Here is an 18822-nt window from a genome sequence, read left to right on the forward strand (position 1 = left end):
GGTTCGCTGCACGCTTACGTTTATTGAGCAATTGCATAAGGTTAACGCTTTATGTGCTTGCAAAAATCTACTTTTATATTGTTACAATTGCTTATTGAGTCTAAATCGGCCTGACCATAAAATGGCAGTCACCTTGCCTTGAGGATTGGTTTCAATATTCACTTTGACCCCAGTACTCGTAGATATTAACGTGTCTGGAGCCTCGGCAATAAACTTAAACTGCCCACCTTCAAATAGGTTGTCTATTTCAAACTCATCCTCTTTTTTAACTATACGCATTCTCTTTGAGTTGTCTCTTTCCCATGCATACTCGCCAACAAGGTCTGCACGTTTAGCATTGTTCATAGCATAAGGCGTTACTTCAATATGGGCGGATAGATCCCAATTAAAATGCGCACTAATTGCATTTTGAAGCTGGCTAACTACGGGACGAGCAGAATCACCATTGGTCATAATAATCATGCCGTCAGCTTTATCTACATAGGCATGAAACCGGTTGCTAAAGCCTGCGCTTTTACCAGAATGATGAAAGACTAATCCTTGTTTTTCATTTTTTAGCATCGGGCCAAGGCCCATGCCTCCCAAGTGTAAAGAGAGCATGTTATCCACTAACTTAGGTGTAATCGGGCCCGTTGTTGTGCCTTTCCTCGCATTTTGTACGGCAATAACATATTTAGCCAAATCAAGGGGGGTTGTCCATAGTCCAGCGGCCGATTGTTTGGGGTAGTTGCGCCAATCCCCCTTTATTTGATTGCCCTGAGCGTCGAATGCGGCGCTAGCCTGTTGCCATAGTGCCTTAGGTAACGGCTGCGCAAAGGTACTCTGATTCATGCTAAGAGGTACTAAAATTGTTTTATCAACATACTCAGAGAAAGTGCGACCGGTAATATCCTCAATGAGTACGTCAAGAATGGCGTAACTATCGGTTGAATAACGAAACTGTGATCCGGCTTTGAAATTGGCTGCCACTTTATTGGTATTGCCTTCACCATTTAACGATGCTACATAACGATGCTACATCTGAGGGAATTGGTACGCCGCGCAGATATCCGGGAGAGGGCTGGTGAGCCAGTCCCGATGAATGGGTGAGTAAATGGCGTAACGTGACAATACCAAATTCACTGCTTGGCATTTTCCATGATTTTAGATAGGTGTTTATGTCAGTGTCTAAGTTAACTTTGCCCTGCTCAGCAAGATTAAGCACGGCTAATGCCGCGATAGGTTTACTGATTGAGGCGGCCTGAAATAAGGTATCTGTGGTCACCAGACGGCCAGTCTTTTTATTGGCTACGCCATAGCTTTGAGCCCAGACTACTTCACCATTTTTTATCACCGCGACACTTAAACCAGGTAGGTTGAACGATGCCATCGCAGCGTCAATGGTGTGCGGTTTATACTGCTCTCCGGCAATACGTACTTGGGGTAAAAGTGTCGAGTGTATCTTTTCAAGATCATGGGGAAGTGCGAGTACTGCGTTAGAGAAGAAAGCCACTGCGCACAGTGCCGTTTTAGAGAAAAAGTGTGTCATGGGAACATCCAATGTTTTTAATGATACTAAAATGCTAAAGCCAGATTTATTCAATGATTTATTGTAACAACATGTTTTTGATGGTGTTTGTGGCATGGCGTTTTACTCAAAACAACTTGATTGCACATCACCATGGGGGTACCGCGTTAAGATGAGGTGTGGGGTCTACTACGTCGAGCGATACGCTAGTATGGACCCTTAAGTTAATAACGACACAGTCAAAGACGAGAGACGTCCGTCAACCTGAAAAAAGCTAATAATTAAACCTTGTAATGTACCGAACAATCAAACTGTTTCCACGCTGTCATATATCTTACAAATGCCATGCTAGAGCCCGTTTCTACAGTGTTTACTGGTCTCAATTTGAGGTGAGCAAAGGGAGTACAAATGTGAATTTTTTAATAAATACGGGGTTTTCAATATTCCTTACTGGCGGGTAATTTTCTTCCTGCTACTTTTTTGTATGAAACAGCATTAATGAAATGATTATTAGTTACAGCGCCAAGGATCTGCCTATTGTATTGGCAGAAGCTTGACTAAATGGACTCTTTTACAGGCTAGGTATTATGGGGATCTCATACCACAGTTATATTGGCACGACTGTTGACCAGCTGCCAAAATTACCGTGTTCGTCAAACGGACACCTTTCTCTCAGCACACCTGTCGGTAGTTGCGTCGATAAATATGACCGTATTTGGCTGGCCGATACAGCGCATAACCGCATATTGGTGTTTGATTCTGAAATGGATCAAATTCTGGCAAGCTATGGCACTGTCGGGGCGGGGCCTGAACAGTTTAATATGCCGTTTAGGTTATTTGCTCATCCAGATAAAAATTGGGTGTACGTCACTGATATTGGTAATTTCCGAGTGCATATACTGGAATACACAGGGCAGCTAGATATTCAATCAATTAAAGTCTTTGGTGACGAACCTGAGGTCGAATTGAAGGGCCCCAATGGCATTGTTGTGCACGACGGTAAAGTGTGTGTGGCTGACGAGTTTTATGAAGGACCAAATAGCCAGTCCCGATTAGTTATATTCAGCGAAGATGGCAAATTTGAAAGGTCAATTGAAGAAATTGAGCCGCAAAATGGTGGAGACCCTGTTCATTTGCTTTGGCCCCAAGGGCTGAGCTTAGATAACAACGGCAACATTTATATTGCGAATACGGGGTTTGCGACCGTGGTGCGCTGCGATTGGCAAGGGAGAGGCATGAGTTTCAAAGCGTCTGGCAAATGCTACATTGATGGGTTAGCCCTTTCTCGCGGGGTGTCTGTGATTCAAAACCGCATGCTTATTCCAGGTGGTGAGCCAAACGCAATTTCAGTATACGACTTAAATGGCCAGTTTATGGGAAGTTTGAATGGTTTCTTTGCGCCAGTGCAGGTTACCCAAGCGACTGAAGCAAACACGCTGCTTATAACAGAGCCGTTTTTAGCATCGTTGCAAAAACATGTTGTCAATTTATCCACCCTTAAAGGAGGGAAATCGCGGGCGACGAGGGTCCTAAAAACCATTGGCGACGAACGTGATAACCCCGGACAGCTACATTTTGTGACTTCTGTCGTTGGAGATGTCACTAGCACTCAATCGGGTTACTCGAGCAACGCTCCAATTTTTGAACATTGGGTGGAACATCAGCTTGCACTTCAGGAGCAGCTGGTAAAAGTTATGCAACCACCAGGGTTACCTTCTTGGCTGAGCATCGCATTATCGGCGCAAACGGAGTGGGTGCAACGGTGGCAACAGACCATGGTGCGCATCTTCTTGAATGACAAGTTTGATGACCCTGAAGATCTGCTTTGGATGATGGACTCTGGTAATTACCAATTACAAGCGACTGAAGATGGCAAAAGTGATTCAGCCAGACCCATTAGTTTACCTATGTTACCTGGATCATTGGGAATAGCTTCATTAACACCCAAGCGACCGCTGCCGGGCCAGTTAGATCCCGAGGTGCCATTGTTGGTTGTGAGTAACTATTTGAGCGGGATTGTGACCATTTTACAGTACAACGACACATTGGGTGAAATGGTGCCATACACTGTTTTCGGTGGGCTAGGGGCTGGCGATGAGCAACTTAATAAGCCGCAAGGGATTGCCGTTGACCCAACCAATAACGATATTTTAATCGCTGATTCTGGCAATAATAGAATTTGTCGTTGGCGTCTTTCTGAAGCTGGGAGACCATTTTTAGTCCACACATTTGGCCGATTAGGGTCTGAGCATGGCGAGTTCCATACGCCTTCAGATATTACCGTAGATGCTCAGGGTACTTGCTTTATTACTGACCAAAATAACAATCGTATTGAAGTTTATGATCAAGCCGGTAAGTGGGTGAGCAGTTTTGGTCAAGAGGGGTATGGTACCGACAATGGTAATTTCTTACTGCCAACGAGTATCGATCATGAAAATGGCTATTTGTTTATTTCTGATCTCGTGAATCGTGCTATTAAAGTGTTTACATGTTCAGGGGTGTACATGGAGTCGTTTAGTGGATTTGGCGCAGATAGAGAGAAAGGCCAGCTTTGGTTACCTTACCTGCTGCACGTTAAAAATAGTAAGGTTTATTTACCAGACTGTGCACTAAACAGAGTGAACGTTTATCAATTTAACATTTAACAAGGACTGTGCATGTGCTGACTTTAGGCTTAGCTACAGCGCGCACAGACAACGTCAGGGGGTGTTATGGAAAGTGTATTTAAGCGTGCTCAGGGGAAAAAACTGTTGCATCGTAAGTCACACGAAGAAAAGGGAGTATGCCAAAAATCAGAGGCACACTCTCGCGATCTTATGCAGCAGTTTCAAGAAGTGATCCAACACGTTGAAAAAAATGACAAGGACGAGAACACATGTCGAGACCTACTACGTCGCCTTTATAGCAGTCATGAGTCCTGTTTTTCTTCTCAAAAAGTGACAGATCCGCACGAGTAGCAAGGAGGCTCTATGAACTATTCAATTCATAATGCACCGATCAGTGCTCGCGCATGGATGATAGTGGTGTTGTTTGCAGTAGGGTTATTCGCTAACTCTTTGCTAGATGCACATAATACTAACAAGCATATGCGTGCCAACTATGAGTACGGAGTGCAGCTTATTATTGAAAGCGCGCTGGGGGTGATTAACTATTATTATGCGCAAAGTAGCAGCGGTGCACTCAGTGAAGAAGAAGCAAAACGCCTCGCGCTGGTATCTATTTCGGCCATGCGCTTTGATAATGGTAATTACATATTTGTCTCAGATAAAAATGGGATCCAACTGGCATCAGGTTTAAAGCACTTACTGGGGACCAATATTCTGCCATTGAAAGACGGTAACGGTAAGTTGTTTGTTGAGGAGCTATATGCGACAGGAAAAAGTGGTGGAGGATTTGTGGAGTACTTATGGAAAACGTCTCCGGATGCCACAGAGCTTACGCCCAAAACCAGTTACGCTGACTACTTTCATCCATGGGATTGGATGATTGGTACAGGGATCAATATTACTGCACTGGAGGAAGATATTGAACAATCTCAGATGATTTCTCTGATGAATGTCGCGATGGTTTTGGCGGTGCTGTCCACCTTGGTGATTTACTTTATCAGAAGTATTACCAAGCCAATTAAAAATACAGTTTCAGCGATGCGGGATCTTGCCAGCGGTGAGGGCGATTTAACGCAGCGGCTGAAAGAAGAGGGCAGCAAAGAGTTGATTGATTTGGCACAGTATTTCAACCGTTTTGTGGGGTCGATTCAAGACATAATGCTCAGTGTCAGTGCCGCGGGGACGCAGCTGTCCGATTCTGCCAATCGACTTTCTTCCTCTGTGTCGAGTGTGGATATGAACCTCAATCAACAAAGAAATGACACTAAGGAGCTAGCAGGTGCCATGAATGAGATGCTCAGTGCGGTGACAGAAGTGTCTGGTAGAACCGTAGATGCCTCAGAATTCAGTGTAAAAGCGGCCAAGCAAACTGAACAAAGTCTTGAGATTATTGAATGTAACATTCAAAAATCACAACTGTTAGCTCAAGACATCGGTGAGGCCAGCGAAGTGATTGCGCAATTGGCTTCGGATAGCCGAAATGTAGATACCGTGCTTGAGGTGATCCGAGGGATAGCAGAGCAAACCAACTTGTTGGCACTGAATGCAGCCATTGAAGCTGCTCGGGCTGGGGAGGCTGGGCGAGGCTTTGCGGTGGTTGCCGATGAAGTACGTACTTTGTCACTGCGTACGCAGGAATCAACGATTGAAATTCAAACTATTATTGAAAAACTTCAAGCGGGGGCAGAGCAAGCTGTGGAAGTAATGAGTAAAGGTGCTGAAAAAGCATCAAATACGTCCGAGATTTCTTCTTCAGCTGGTGAAGCGTTAAACGAAATCGCGCAGGAAGTTCACGCTATTCAGGGTATGAATCAGCAAATTTCAACGGCGACTGAGCAGCAAACCATGACGGTTAATGGTATTAATCAAAATGTCGCGAATCTGAATGATGGTTCATCGTCTTTGGCTAATGAGTCAACCTTGATGGCTACAGCCAGTGAGGAACTGAGTCAGGTTTCTGACAATATGATGAAAATGATTAATCGGTTTAAGCTGGCTTGATGCTGGTATTGATAGCATGCGCAATACCTTCTCAAAAGAAGTCTGTTTGACTCGGTTGTGTTAACGCGTAGTAAAGTGCTAACACAACTCTTAGAGCTTTAAACTAATTTTTGCATGCTGTTTAAAAGCAAAGGTCAGCAATAATTTGATGTAATTATCTACTATTAATGATTGTTGAACGTTGTACCTAGCCATAACCCTTATCAACTTTCGGTCGTTTATTACTCTTTTGGCCTGAGTGTTTCGATAATTTTTGCATCAACCCATTTTGGACCACCAAAGACCTAAAGTATTCCCAGAATTAGCCTTATATATTAATGAACTAGGAATATTAAAAAATTTGGAGAGTGAGGTAATATTCACGGTGTTTTGCGATCTTATGGATCGCCAAAAACAACAGAACTAAACACCATGAATGCCTTTACAATCTTGCACAATATACCCGCGTTGTCACCCCTGACTCAATCCACAAAGCCAGATTTAATAATTTATTTGCTTCCGTGAAGTCTCTTTTGCGTTGTCAGCAATGCACATTGACCAACCATGAGCGGTTGCGTGGTTCAACATCAGTTTATGTCAGCTTGAGCTGCTTTGTTGTCACTGATAAGTATCCCGTCATTCTGGTTGACTGGAGTCATGCGGATACACAGACCAAGCACTGTATTCTGCGTGCTAGCATTGTCAGTGAAGGCCGCGCTCTGACCCTTTATCAGAAAAGCACGTTCAGTTTTCAGTGCCCTTGCCGAGTGATTGTCGGCCCGTGATTGTGACGGACGCCGGTTTTAAAGCCCCTTGGCTCAAAGCCGTAAGAAGCAATAGCTGGCATTATATCAGCCGAGTTCGTTGTACTGAGCATCTGAAAACGGAACATAGCGACGGCTTTATCTCATGCCTGTCACTATTCAACAGTAATCAACGTAATAGTCAGCGCCTTGGCGCGACTGCACTTACCAAAAGTGCAAAATATCAAATCCATGCGGTGTTAGTTGGCAAGGGGCATAAGTTATTAAAGCGGGATAAGAAGCGCAGTTATAGGGAGCCCTGGCTGCTTGTTTCTTCTCTTCCAAAAAGACACAACGTTCTCGAAAAGTGTTAGGTTTGGCTTAGGTTCAGACCTGCACAGAACACCCCAACTCAACCGATTAAACATACTGTTGCTGCTAGCAATATTGGTCAACTGGTTCTCGATGATACTTGATGCCGTGATAGATAAGGCAGGAAAAATAAGGGCGTTTCAAACCAACACAACCAAAAGCAGGTGAGTGGTTTCATGGGCATGTGTTGGATTGCGATACTATTTGGATGGGCTAATCTATTTTCAAGCAGGTAGTAACGCAATTCAACTGGAAAAGTATGGGTGTAAGTGATGTAATTGAAATTTAATGATTATTTTTGGGGTTCCCTTAGGGTAAACACCTTCTGGCTTCAAATAGCTTTATTAACTCATCAATTGGCATTGCTGATAGTTGTCTATAGGGGGATCTGCTTCACTTTATTAAAAGTGGCAACTCAAATAAAGGTATTGGAGTGGCCACCGCTTAATCTTAGTCTTCAGGCCCATTCATGGTAAACACCAAGTGCTTGCGCATATCTTTTAAAATTACCCCTTTTTTGACCATGGCTGCACTTAAACGTTTTTGCCACTTTAGGAGCTCAGGTTTTGCGGCTTCTAATGCTTGCTCATCTTCAAATTGAAAGCACAATAACAAAGAGCTAGGAAACAAGTGGAACTCCATATCAAACCAACATTGCAACATTCCTGGGATTTCTTCACGTGCTTGTGCTTCTAGCTTGTCAGCAACTGCAAGTACGAGTGCTTGTTGTTTTTCTTGCACTTTAGAGAGTTTTTTCATAATTGGGCTCCTGTCAAAAGCTAAATATCAGGCCTGTTAGGCGGATTATAACCAAGGCGGTTGCCAGTCAACAACCAGAATCAAACCAGAAAGGGAAACGGCCTGAGTTGGTGTCTGTGATCAGCTAATAAATCACCAGTTCAATAACTCTTGAATATATCTCATTCCCAATCATTCTTTTCTACTAGGCAATAATTTATTACTGTGCACGTTAGATAAAAATTCAAATTATCTTCTTAGTTAGATTTTCTCATTTACAATCATTTATAGGTAAATTTATGTCCTTCATCGCTATGGTGAGCCTTGCCGTTTTCGCCGCAATTCTCATTGTATTGTTCCAGTCTCAGAAAAAAGGTGCAACGCTTTCTCGGCTCGTGCTTATTGGCCTTTCTCTGGGGAGTGTATTTGGTTTTGCATTACAGTTTTTGCTCGGAGAAGGCCATCAAGCCATTGAAGAAACTTTAAACTGGACGAATGTGGTCGGAAGCGGGTATGTCAGTTTACTTAAAATGATCATAATGCCGTTGGTATTGGTTTCCATGGTCGCTGCGGTGGTTAAGCTTGATAAGTCGGGTGCGCTTGGCAAAATCAGTGGCGTGACCATTTCAGTACTGGTGGTGACGACCATGATTGCCGCATTGATTGGCATATTTATCACCCAACTATTTGGTCTGAGCGCAGAGGGCTTAACTGAAGGGGCGCGAGAAACATCGCGTATTGCGGTGCTTGTGTCTCGCAGCGAAACGGTCAGCGAGCTGTCTATCCCACAAATGTTGGTAAGCTTTATCCCAACTAATATCTTTCAAGATCTAGCGTGGGAGCGTTCAACCTCGATTATAGCGGTAGTGATATTTGGTATTCTAACGGGTGTTGCGGCACGAAAAGTGATGAATGAGCGTGAAGAATTAGAAGCTCCTATTCGTACATTTGTTGAAACGCTTCAAGCAGTAGTCATGCGATTGGTTAAAATGGTGATTTCGCTGACGCCATATGGCGTTGCAGCCTTAATGGCAAAGGTGGTCGCTACCTCTAGTTTGGCTGACATCACCAATTTGATAGGCTTTATTGTGGCCTCTTATTTGGCGATTTTCTTGATGTTTATCGTACATGGTTTGCTAGTTGGACTGGTCGGTGTAAGTCCTAAACAGTTTTTCCAAAAGATTTGGCCAGTACTGACTTTTGCGTTTACATCACGTAGCAGTGCTGCAACGATTCCACTTAATGTAGATACACAAATTAACAAACTTAATGTGCCCCCTGCAATTGCAAACTTGTCAGCCTCATTTGGGGCGACAATTGGCCAAAATGGGTGTGCGGGTATTTACCCTGCGATGTTGGCGGTGATGGTAGCACCAAGCGTCGGTATTAACCCGATGGATATCTCTTTCATAATGTCATTGGTTGCGATTGTTGCTATCAGTTCTTTCGGTATCGCAGGTGTGGGTGGCGGTGCTACATTTGCAGCATTGATTGTGTTACCTGCAATGGGCTTACCTGTGACAATTGCTGCGCTTTTGATTTCAATCGAGCCTCTGATTGATATGGCGCGTACGGCGTTGAATGTCTCTGGCTCTATGACCGCAGGTACTATAACCCACCGCCTTTTAGGTGACAAAGCACAAACTTCAGCGCCGGCTGAGTCAGTCGTGCAGTCCTAATTTATACAACAAAAAGGGGTCAAATATTGACCCCAGACATTACTCCAAAGCTTTCTTTTCTTGTTCTGTTGGTTTGCTAGGCACTAAAGGCGTGTGCTTTTTGCCATTCAACAGATGGCCAATAAACTTATTTCTTACACCAAAATGATATGTTAACAATGATACGAACATCGTGCCTGAGACACTGATGGCAAATTTTGCATACGCGGGTAAGTCGATATTTGTCAGCGGTAATTGAATGTAAAGTAACAGTGGGACATGCACCAAATAGACCCAGTAGGAAGCTTCTGAGACATACCTGCTTGTGTGACTTTCTGTATTGAGATAGTGATAGCCAAGCATTAGCGCCAGTGCTGTCCAACTTGCAATGGCAACGGCTTGTGTTGCAACTAATAATGTATGCGATTTACTAGTCGGTTCAAAATAGCCTTTTTCAATTGTTTTGACCACCTCAGTAAGTGTTGGGGGAGTCGGCAGCAACATAAAATATAAGTAAAGAGAGGCGGCAGCGGTGCCTGCGATAAGCAGTCTCGGACCTAACCCTCGGGTAATTCTATGCATGTTGCTGTACAGGCCTACGCCAGCAAGATAAAAAGCACCATAAAACCCCCAAGCCCAAATTTGCGGATAAAGTTTGTCTGGGGCATGAAAAGGAACTGGCTGATTGAGCAGTGAAATAAAGCTGGTTGCTACGAGCAAAATACACAGCGCTAACGGTTTTTTGCAGATGCTGAGAATCGCGTTATAAGCAGTCGAAAAACGATACAAACACCAGTGAATAAGACAAAATTGCGTTAAAACCCACAAAAACCATAAATGCATGGTGCTTACTTGTGGATCTTTAATGGTTTGCAACACGCCTATTAGGGGCGGTAATGGGTTTGCGACAATGTTACTCCACGAAAATATGTGAAGAAACATTGCAATTAAAATGGGATAAAATATCAAGAAGGGGAGCAAGACTCGTTTTAGTCGAAGCTTGATAAAGTCCTGATTGCTTTTGCGCGTTATGAGCAGTGCACTACAAAAGCCAGCAATTAAAAAAAACAATGGCATGCGAAAAAGGTGCAGCCAATTGGCAAGGTAACTAAAAAATGCTTGGGTGTTTGGATCTGTACTTACCCAAATATTTTTGAAGTATGGGCCATACGCAAGCGCAGCATGAAATATAACCCCAAGTAACAGGGCGATACTGCGCAGATTATCAATAAAATAATAGCGAGGGTTGTGTTGCATTGTTTCGTTTCCGATGAATTATAAATCCTTGTTTTTTTTGCGATTGAATGGTGTGCTTTTTCGCAAATGAATTATCTAAATTATGTCCTCAGGTATGAACGCTAAGTGTAATTAATTATTAGAAATTGCGAGCTGTTATTGGAGAACAGCTTGAAATAAAGGGCCCACAAGTTGTAATAGCGGAGTGCGTTTCAACTATGGACCTCATTTGTTTACGCCTTATACTTTTTCTTTGTCTGAGCAAACCAAGGTCGCATGCTATAGAGTACTTTATCTCTTAGGACCAACTTATGCCCTATTGCTGCGCCACTATGCAATACAACCAGTACGATAAGCGCTTGAATACACAAAACATGAATCGCACGAAATGTGTTAAACAGCTCTGGGTCATGATTGCCATTAAGCAAAACACTGCCAAAAAGCTGCACTGGTAAGTAATGGAAATTGGCGGTTGTATAGCCGGTCAACGGGACCAATACCATGAAAACGTACATGGCGAAATGAACTGCTTTCGCCATAGTCGTCAGTGCGGTTGATTGTGTATGTTTCGGTCTTGGATGCTTTAAGACAAACCTTTTGCCAATGCGTATTAATAAGATGGCAGCTAGACAAACTCCAATACTCGCATGGCCAATTAGCATAACGGTGCGATCTGCATCACTCATCTGCGGATAAAAACCAATAAATGCAAAACACATAAGGATGAATAAAAAGGCGGATAGCCAGTGCAGTAATTTATAAGACCAACTGTAAGAATTCACGAACCGTTTCCTCTAAAAAGCAGTAATTAGTTTCAGGTTGAGAGCTTAATTGATATCTTTACTTAAATAATCGTCGAAATTTACAAAAGATTGTTTTTATATATGAACAATGATTTGAACCAAATTCGTATTTTTTGCAAAGTGGCTCAATTGCAAAGTTTTACCAAAGCCGCTGAGGCACTGGACATTGAAAAGTCCACAGTGAGTAATAAAGTCAGTCACCTAGAAACTCGCTTAGGCGTCAAGCTGCTACAGCGAACTACCCGCTCAGTAAAACTAACGGAGGAAGGTGCGCAGTATTTACATTTCTGCGAGCAGGCGATGTCGCAATTGGCGCAAGGAGAAGCTTTTTTAAGTGATATACGTCAGCAGGCCTCGGGCCACCTGCGGGTTGCAGTCCCTCAAAACTTTGCGGATTTTATGGCCTCAGCGATTGTTGTGCCATTTTTGCAGGCACACCCTGAGGTTACTTTAGAGGTACAGCAAGGCGTACAAAATGTGGACTTAATCAAGGATGGTTTTGATGTGGCAGTTAGGGCAAGTTTTAACGAAGTGGAAGACTCCAGCCTAGTTTATAGAAAAATATACCAGTCGCAGCGAATAATCATAGCGTCACAGACACATGTAGCTAACCATGGTGTTGCTAACACCATTGAGCAATTACGCTTGCAGCCCTATATTGCAAGTTTTGCAGGAGAGCGTAGTGATGAGTCATTTAACCAAGTATATGCGCAAGATAAATGGCATACTCTGAATGCACGACTTACGGTCAATTCTACCACAGCGGTGCTAAGTGCTGTCGACGCTGGGTTAGGGTTCGCTATCATGCCCATCGGCATGGTTCGAGGTAAACTTGCATCGGGTGATTTTGTGCAGATTGCACCCGATATAACTTTAACAGATTCAGTGATTTATCTAGTATACCCCAGTAGAGCTGGACAACCCGCGAAGCTAAAAGTATTTCTCGATACGATGGTAGGTTGGGGAGAACGAATGATGCGGGCAAACAAATTGAGATAGGTAACTCTGTTTGCGAAGTAGGCTATGTATAACAAGGCCAGTGCTGCGATATGATTCTGTTTTCGCCATTCCAAGGTTGGGCACGCTCGTTTAATATAAATATTGCTTTGTGCTAAGTAGACCTAATATTTCAGTAAATGAGTAGTACAAAGCTTTATAGGATCATATCAAGAGATAATGACGACTTATAAATATACTATTTAATAATCACCTCTAAATTTATTTCTGTATTTACCGATAATAATGGTGAGCAATAATTAACGTGTAATAAGGATTATGACATGAAGGTTGACGCCAATATGGGGCTGCAGGTTCAGGCCAAAAACAACCAAGTAACCGATGAAATAAAGCACGCTGTTTCAGACAGTAAAAAATCTAATCAAGTACAAGCAAGCCCCCCATTTTTACAGACAGGGCCCGCGCTTCCAGATGAAGCATACCGAGGTAAATCGGACAACGGAAAGCTTGAGGTAATTACCTACTCCAGTAATGGGAAGCTGAATATTCCCTCTCGGTACGCGGAGCATCGGGAGTTACTTGAGCGTGTTATCAATTCTACTAGCAAACTGTATTTACATGATAGTCCAGCGGCAGCAGACAGGATCGCAGAAGAATATGAGAAAACCTCAGCGGACATTAATCGTCAAGTGCCTGGATTAAATAATAGGCATTGGGGGTTTTCTATTGATTCCTCCGGTTCTCTCGTGGCAACGGGAAATTTGACTCAACAACAAAAGCAAGTAGTTGAAAAAACGTTGAATGCCAATGAAGAACTAGTTAAAGCAGCTCAAGACTTTAAGTCGCACTTTTTGGAAGGACTAGAAATTGAGCGTGGCAAGGTTGGCACTAGCCAATATTGGGGAAAGTATGATGTTACGGAAGAGAACTTTGCAGACATAATTGATTTTAAAGAGATGGTCACCCAAAGCATCAATGATAATGCAGAGAGAGAAAGAACAGGGTATATACTCGATAAATATACTTGGACCCTAAACATTGCAGATCAATTCAGTGCTAGAGCCGAGGCGAATTTTGCAAAATCCTAGTGTCTTGATGTGGATGTATTAGGTAAAGTATAACTCTTTGGTGCACTAGAGACGCGTTAAATTCGCGTTAAATAAAAGAGATAGAACGTGAAGACGATATTTGATCTATATGGTTACTGACGTGTACTTGATAACAAGTCTTGATCACACGAATAGCCAAGAGAAACAACAGGGTGGCGCTTGCCCCCGATACCTATACTGTCACCCGCTCCACTTGAAATTTCAACGCGCAAAGCACCAATATTGTAATTGGAGCGCCATCTATTCGCGTAGCCGTTACTATACTCAGTATGAGTGACTGTTCGAGAACCTGCACTGCATCGGCCAAGATCAATTTTTTCTGAAATTTTTCCTTGTGCGTCTGAAAACGAGGAAGTTAGTTGTGCATTGCTCAGTGCTCTATTGTTATAGTCTTCCTAACGAATGAAAAATGCCTGTCCGCCAGCGACCGGGTGGCCCGTAGAATCTTGCAATACCATGCTCCATGTCAGTTTCTGATAAGTTTGAGTTGTCATGTAAGGAGAGCTTTCAGCCGCATAGGGGACGCGCAATACGTAATGGTCTGGGTCTACTGAATGTTGTGAAAAGGAAGCTACATTTGAGCCTAAAGTAAGTTGATAAGCGTTTGTAGGGTTATTCGGTAAATTGAAGTTTGGCCTAACTCTGGCAACTTGATATTCTCCGTCCTGTGTCGGTGTGATAACTTTTCCTTTGGCTGGCACTTCTACCCACGTGCCAGCTTCTAGGTGTTCTAGCACAAACTCCTCTGTATTGTTTGGATCTACCAGCTTTAAGAGCACATCTTGCCCTCGTTTTGCCTCAAATGCGTAGTGATCAATATCAAGAATACTGTCTAAGTTACCGACGGGTCTGTTAAGTTGATCTGGTAAAATTGTTGATGCTGAGATTGAATCGTTTAATTCGTGGCTATCGAGCCTTTCACTGGTCATGACGCCGAAATTAAATTCTGAGCCATCTGCCTCAACATACTCAAGTAACCAGTAATAATCGCCCTGTTGCTCAATAGATGAGACGAGTTCATCGGCGCCAGCAGGATTAGATGAAGTGCCAATTGCTGTTAATGTGTCATCTGCATTATGGCGTATCAACGACAGCGTAACGTTAGTGTGAGCATTTTGCGCCATTACAAATGCATATACTTTACTTGGCTTATCGAGCTTAAAATGAAAACAGTCCGAACCGCCTTGTTGCGCTCCACCTAAGGGGTATACGGTGTTAATATTTAGAGTATTTGGACAACGAGGCGTAATTGTCGCTGTTTGTTCCGCAGATTCTAAGGCAGCCGATGCCGAAAATAGTACAGGTGCTTTGGCACGTTCAACGAGTTGGTGATTACTGTGTAGGACTAAGCTGCCTGTGTTTAGAGCGTCGGCAAAGCCGATTGGTAACGGTGTTGCATTATCAGCAAAAGATATCATGGGTAGTAGGGCTAGAGCGATCCCGGGTAGAGTGACTTTTTTCATAAAATCTCCTTTTATATTATTACAAAGTCAATAATATATATTCATAATTTATTTTTATATCAATGTTTTTTTTGCGCTCTGGTTTAATTAAAATAATTAATATTGTTTTTTTGGCGGTGCTTATTGTTGTTTGTAAATTCAAAGTTTTATTATGTTTTTATTTAAATTAAACAATTTATTTTTAATTTTTTGTAAGCGTGCTTTTTACGCTTTTAATGAATGGGGGTGTTTCGCGTTGAAGTGTATTGTGAGGATTTAATGTCACTTTTTTATGCTGGAAAATAATGACATGTATTTCTATTGGCTTACATTTATAAGAAAAACAAGCGTGTTTTTAAAATCAAGTGGGTTATTGCGTCATGTAAGTTAAATAGTATTTCTTTATGACTTACTTGATATTTTTGAGATAGTGGTTAAGTAATAATGGGAGTAAAAACTGTTGATCCAGTGTAGTGTTCGGTGGAAGAGATGTACCCTTCCACTTGTGCCACTTCAGGTTACTCTGGTTCGTGGAACATCTCTTCAACAGTTAAACCCGTGAGTTTTCTGAGCGAGGTTAATAGGTAATAAAGTGCAATAAAAAAGATGATCATTGTAGGTAGTACAATGACAGGGTAGCTCAGTGCTGTCATACGACCCAATTCGCTATTATATGCCTCAGTGCCTGCTGGGCTGACCACAATCATTTTCGCCAATACATAATTTAATACCGAAGAGAGAAAGAATGACGCTGCAAGAATGTTGGAAGCGACAACCTGTACTTTTGACAGCTTCTCAGTGTTGCCTGCTTGCTCTAGTGCAGACTCTATTTTTTTGATGTCCATGATGTTGTCATTAAACATCATTGTTTTGAGGAGAGGGTATTTAGTGTATTGGCTAACAACAATGGCAATACCGATGATACCTGGGATCAAGGCTTCTTTAATCGCAATGTATTTAGCATCAAGCTCTAGCAAGCTAATGCCGCCAGTGAGTAGAACAGAAACAATACCTAGCCCTGAAATAAAATTAAATTTACCCGTTTTATTGCGTTCCCAAAGACCAAAACCTACGGGGAAAGCAAGGGCTACGATAATACCCAATGTTGGTCCAAGAGAATCTTCGCCAGACAAGCGAGTAAGCACGACCACAGGAATAATAATGTTAAAAAGCAATTGGCTAAACATGCCAGATTGTTTCTTGTCAGCTTTAGGCATAAGCACCTCTTTAAAAATAATCTGAAATTGATAAGAGTGTACGGCAATTTAGGCCTGCGCGGCAATCTTCATCAACAAACAACAATCAACAAGGCTTACGAGCAGTTTTACGAACAGCAGACAATGACTTCTAATAACATTACCGTAATGTGAATGCTTATTCACCAGATGAAACGTCATCAATGATACTTTTATTGAGGTTGAAAAATCAGGTTGTAGATAAAAAAGCATAATTAGCGAATAATAATTCTTTAATTGCGCATAATAATTCTTTAGTATGTTGGGTAACTTGTTCGTGTTTAATCATTCTGCATTCAAAAGGTAAATACAGTGCGTACAACTGAATTGGTCGCTGGCTTTCGCCAATCTACTCCGTATGTAAACGCTCACCGGGGCAAAACGTTTGTCGTTATGCTCGGTGGAGAGGCCGTGGAGCAACCAGGTTATCGAAGCATCATTAATGATGTGGCGTTATTGACAAGCCTAGGCATCAAAATTGTTTTGGTGTTTGGTGCGCGACCGCAATTTGACAGTGCTTTGTCCCAAGCTGGTATCCATAGTGCGTTTCACAATGGAATCAGAGTCACTGATAATGAGTCGCTCCAAACCATTAAGCAAGTGAGCGGCGCGATGCAGCTAGATATTACGGCAATGCTTTCAATGTCACTTTGTAGTACGCCAATGTCTGGTACTTCATTAAATGTGGTAAGTGGGAACTTTGTGATTGCTCAGCCGCTTGGGATTGATGACGGGGTTGATTATTATCACTCAGGGCGTGTTCGCCGTGTTGATGTCGATGGGATTAGGCATCAACTAGATAATAATAGTATTGTCCTGCTTGGGCCCATTTCGGCTTCTGTGACAGGGGAGAGTTTCAATTTAACTGCAGAAGAAATTGCGACTCAGGTAGCGCTTAAGCTCGATGCGGACAAGATGATCGGGTTCTGTCATGAAGCCGGTATCCTAGATGAAAAAGGCGAGGCGATTGCGGAATTGATGCCCAATGAAGCTGCTCATTTGTTAGCAAAGTACCATAAGAGCAGTGAGATTTGTAAAAGCGCTGCAGTGTTTTTAAATGCGGCAATCGAAGCATGTCGAGGGGGTGTTCATCGATGCCACCTAGTGAGTTATAAAGAGGACGGTGCGCTGTTGCAAGAACTTTTTTCATTGGACGGGATTGGTACGCAAATCGCGCCACAAAGTTCAGAGCAATTGCGCAGTGCGACAATTAGTGATATTAATGGAGTACTCAACTTGATCCGTCCGCTTGAAGAACTGGGCTATTTGGTGCGTCGCTCAAGAGAACAGTTGGAAATGGAGATTGAGCAGTTTACGGTTATCGAACGGGATGGCTTAATCATTGCCTGTGCCGCTTTATATACATTTCCAGAAGAAGAAGCCGGAGAGTTTGCAAGCCTTGCTGTTCACCCGCAGTATCGAGACGCGGATAGAGGCAGCTTTTTATTAAGAATAGTAATAAACAAAGCAAGAAAACAGGGTTATAAGACTCTTTTTGCTTTGACAACGCGAAGTATCCATTGGTTTTTAGAGCAGGGTTTTGACTGTGCCAATGTGGATGATTTACCAGCCAAGAAAAAATCACTATATAACTATCAGCGACGCTCAAAAATATTGAAGTTAGACCTGACTCGTCTGCCTAAGAACCGCCATTTTTAAGGCTATTTTAAGTGTCACTGCATTAATTAATCAATGCAGTGATAAGGTAAAAGTCTATAGATGAAGATATGTGTCTGTATAGAGTGATAAGCCAATCTACCCGCATGAGTTTTAAGGGCAATTTAAAATAAACTGAATAATACAGATTATTAATCCTTCTAATAAGGCCATCTGAGATTGAAGTAATTAGGTGCATTTCACCATCTAGCGATTTAAAAAATCTACGATGGTGTTTATTAAAAGATTAATAATGTACCTGTTATGGGTTTTTATTTTGTTTTTTCTGAGGTAGGGTTACTTTACTGAATGATTAAGCCCCAATTTAGACGGTGGTTTAATTTTTCACATTTCCAATGTACGCCGGAATATAACAATAATAACAACATTCCGGCAGCAGTATAATTTATAACATGGTAAGGAATAACCATATGAAGTTAAAATTACAAAAAACAAATTAAAAGCCTTTCTTAAAAAATATCAATGATGGTAAAGCGTTAACACCTAATGCCGTAGGCGGTTTAGGTAATACCCATCAAACTGATGGCAATATTTGTCAAAACTTGTCTCTTGCTCCAAAAACATGTGGATGCGTTGAGTAACCCCCTCATTGACAGATTTGGTTGTTTGAGAGTGTCACTTATGTGATGCTCATTTTTATCCGAGGGTAAGAACATGAAAAAACGCTATAGATTCAAAACCTTTTCAAGATAGTCTGTACTACGTATCGCTTTCTTTTGCTTTGCAGGTATTCCTTTCTTAAAGCTTGTTTCAGCTTTT

Annotated in this window: 15 protein-coding genes; 8 read left to right on the top strand and 7 right to left on the bottom strand. The window is 42.3% G+C overall.

Annotated features, from left to right (window positions below; genetic code table 11):
* Positions 1-81 precede the first annotated feature (81 nt).
* Both N482_RS18505 and N482_RS25950 read right to left on the bottom strand, forming a co-directional pair.
* Positions 82-969, bottom strand: coding sequence for a serine hydrolase domain-containing protein (locus N482_RS18505; protein WP_063378460.1), 888 nt, complete (start codon positions 967-969; stop codon positions 82-84).
* Positions 970-985: 16 nt separating this feature from the next.
* Positions 986-1528, bottom strand: coding sequence for a serine hydrolase domain-containing protein (locus N482_RS25950; RefSeq protein WP_196765352.1), 543 nt, complete (start codon positions 1526-1528; stop codon positions 986-988).
* Positions 1529-2094: 566 nt separating this feature from the next.
* On the opposite strand from N482_RS25950, the gene N482_RS18515 reads away from it, so the two are divergent.
* The 4 genes from N482_RS18515 (at position 2095) to N482_RS24980 (ending at position 7210) form a co-directional block, all read left to right on the top strand.
* On the top strand, positions 2095-4152 hold the full coding sequence (locus N482_RS18515; protein WP_063378462.1) for a hypothetical protein: 2058 nt from the start codon (positions 2095-2097) through the stop codon (positions 4150-4152).
* Between the two features lie 66 nt (positions 4153-4218).
* Complete coding sequence (locus N482_RS18520; RefSeq protein ID WP_063378463.1) at positions 4219-4464, top strand: hypothetical protein; 246 nt, start codon at positions 4219-4221, stop codon at positions 4462-4464.
* A 12-nt stretch (positions 4465-4476) separates the two neighbouring features.
* Positions 4477-6114 carry a methyl-accepting chemotaxis protein gene (locus N482_RS18525; protein ID WP_063378464.1) on the top strand — a complete coding sequence of 546 codons (1638 nt, stop codon included), beginning with the start codon at positions 4477-4479 and terminating at the stop codon, positions 6112-6114.
* Between the two features lie 760 nt (positions 6115-6874).
* Complete coding sequence (locus tag N482_RS24980) at positions 6875-7210, top strand: hypothetical protein (RefSeq protein WP_196765353.1); 336 nt, start codon at positions 6875-6877, stop codon at positions 7208-7210.
* Positions 7211-7658: 448 nt separating this feature from the next.
* Here N482_RS24980 and N482_RS18530 read toward each other — a convergent pair whose 3' ends face one another.
* Complete coding sequence (locus N482_RS18530; RefSeq protein ID WP_063378465.1) at positions 7659-7967, bottom strand: hypothetical protein; 309 nt, start codon at positions 7965-7967, stop codon at positions 7659-7661.
* 278 nt (positions 7968-8245) lie between these two features.
* On the opposite strand from N482_RS18530, the gene N482_RS18535 reads away from it, so the two are divergent.
* Positions 8246-9625, top strand: a complete 1380-nt coding sequence (locus N482_RS18535) for an L-cystine transporter (protein ID WP_063378466.1) — start codon at positions 8246-8248, stop codon at positions 9623-9625.
* Between the two features lie 39 nt (positions 9626-9664).
* Here N482_RS18535 and N482_RS18540 read toward each other — a convergent pair whose 3' ends face one another.
* Both N482_RS18540 and N482_RS18545 read right to left on the bottom strand, forming a co-directional pair.
* A complete protein-coding gene (locus tag N482_RS18540) occupies positions 9665-10861 on the bottom strand; it encodes an acyltransferase family protein (protein WP_063378467.1) in 1197 nt (398 codons plus the stop codon).
* 212 nt (positions 10862-11073) lie between these two features.
* Positions 11074-11622: a cytochrome b gene (locus N482_RS18545; RefSeq protein WP_063378468.1), complete on the bottom strand. Its 549-nt coding sequence runs from the start codon at positions 11620-11622 to the stop codon at positions 11074-11076.
* A gap of 102 nt (positions 11623-11724) precedes the next feature.
* On the opposite strand from N482_RS18545, the gene N482_RS18550 reads away from it, so the two are divergent.
* Together N482_RS18550 and N482_RS18555 are read left to right on the top strand one after the other, a co-directional pair.
* Positions 11725-12642 carry a LysR family transcriptional regulator gene (locus tag N482_RS18550; protein WP_063378469.1) on the top strand — a complete coding sequence of 306 codons (918 nt, stop codon included), beginning with the start codon at positions 11725-11727 and terminating at the stop codon, positions 12640-12642.
* A 281-nt stretch (positions 12643-12923) separates the two neighbouring features.
* The gene (locus N482_RS18555; protein ID WP_063378470.1) at positions 12924-13688 is read left to right on the top strand and encodes a hypothetical protein; all 765 of its coding nucleotides are present in this window, start codon (positions 12924-12926) and stop codon (positions 13686-13688) included.
* A 416-nt stretch (positions 13689-14104) separates the two neighbouring features.
* Here the strand turns inward: N482_RS18555 and N482_RS18560 are convergent, their stop codons facing one another.
* Both N482_RS18560 and N482_RS18565 read right to left on the bottom strand, forming a co-directional pair.
* Entirely contained in the window at positions 14105-15172 is a 1068-nt protein-coding gene (locus tag N482_RS18560; protein ID WP_063378471.1) for a hypothetical protein, read from the bottom strand.
* Positions 15173-15669: 497 nt separating this feature from the next.
* Positions 15670-16368, bottom strand: a complete 699-nt coding sequence (locus N482_RS18565; RefSeq protein ID WP_063378472.1) for a VC0807 family protein — start codon at positions 16366-16368, stop codon at positions 15670-15672.
* 330 nt (positions 16369-16698) lie between these two features.
* Between N482_RS18565 and argA the strand changes: the two genes are divergently transcribed.
* The gene (argA, locus tag N482_RS18570; protein ID WP_063378473.1) at positions 16699-18045 is read left to right on the top strand and encodes an amino-acid N-acetyltransferase; all 1347 of its coding nucleotides are present in this window, start codon (positions 16699-16701) and stop codon (positions 18043-18045) included.
* Positions 18046-18822: the final 777 nt, after the last annotated feature.

The organism is Pseudoalteromonas luteoviolacea NCIMB 1942, from assembly GCF_001625595.1.
Taxonomy (GTDB): Bacteria; Pseudomonadota; Gammaproteobacteria; order Enterobacterales; family Alteromonadaceae; genus Pseudoalteromonas; species Pseudoalteromonas luteoviolacea_A.

What these genes read in the sequence shown, in the direction of transcription:
- N482_RS25950 (WP_196765352.1), bottom strand. Translation starts at nt 1,528, where the DNA reads ATGACACACTTTTTCTCTAAAACGGCACTGTGCGCAGTGGCTTTCTTC.
- N482_RS18515 (WP_063378462.1), top strand. Translation starts at nt 2,095, where the DNA reads ATGGGGATCTCATACCACAGTTATATTGGCACGACTGTTGACCAGCTG.
- N482_RS18520 (WP_063378463.1), top strand. Translation starts at nt 4,219, where the DNA reads ATGGAAAGTGTATTTAAGCGTGCTCAGGGGAAAAAACTGTTGCATCGT.
- N482_RS18525 (WP_063378464.1), top strand. Translation starts at nt 4,477, where the DNA reads ATGAACTATTCAATTCATAATGCACCGATCAGTGCTCGCGCATGGATG.
- N482_RS18530 (WP_063378465.1), bottom strand. Translation starts at nt 7,967, where the DNA reads ATGAAAAAACTCTCTAAAGTGCAAGAAAAACAACAAGCACTCGTACTT.
- N482_RS18535 (WP_063378466.1), top strand. Translation starts at nt 8,246, where the DNA reads ATGTCCTTCATCGCTATGGTGAGCCTTGCCGTTTTCGCCGCAATTCTC.
- N482_RS18540 (WP_063378467.1), bottom strand. Translation starts at nt 10,861, where the DNA reads ATGCAACACAACCCTCGCTATTATTTTATTGATAATCTGCGCAGTATC.
- N482_RS18550 (WP_063378469.1), top strand. Translation starts at nt 11,725, where the DNA reads ATGAACAATGATTTGAACCAAATTCGTATTTTTTGCAAAGTGGCTCAA.
- N482_RS18555 (WP_063378470.1), top strand. Translation starts at nt 12,924, where the DNA reads ATGAAGGTTGACGCCAATATGGGGCTGCAGGTTCAGGCCAAAAACAAC.
- N482_RS18560 (WP_063378471.1), bottom strand. Translation starts at nt 15,172, where the DNA reads ATGAAAAAAGTCACTCTACCCGGGATCGCTCTAGCCCTACTACCCATG.
- N482_RS18565 (WP_063378472.1), bottom strand. Translation starts at nt 16,368, where the DNA reads ATGCCTAAAGCTGACAAGAAACAATCTGGCATGTTTAGCCAATTGCTT.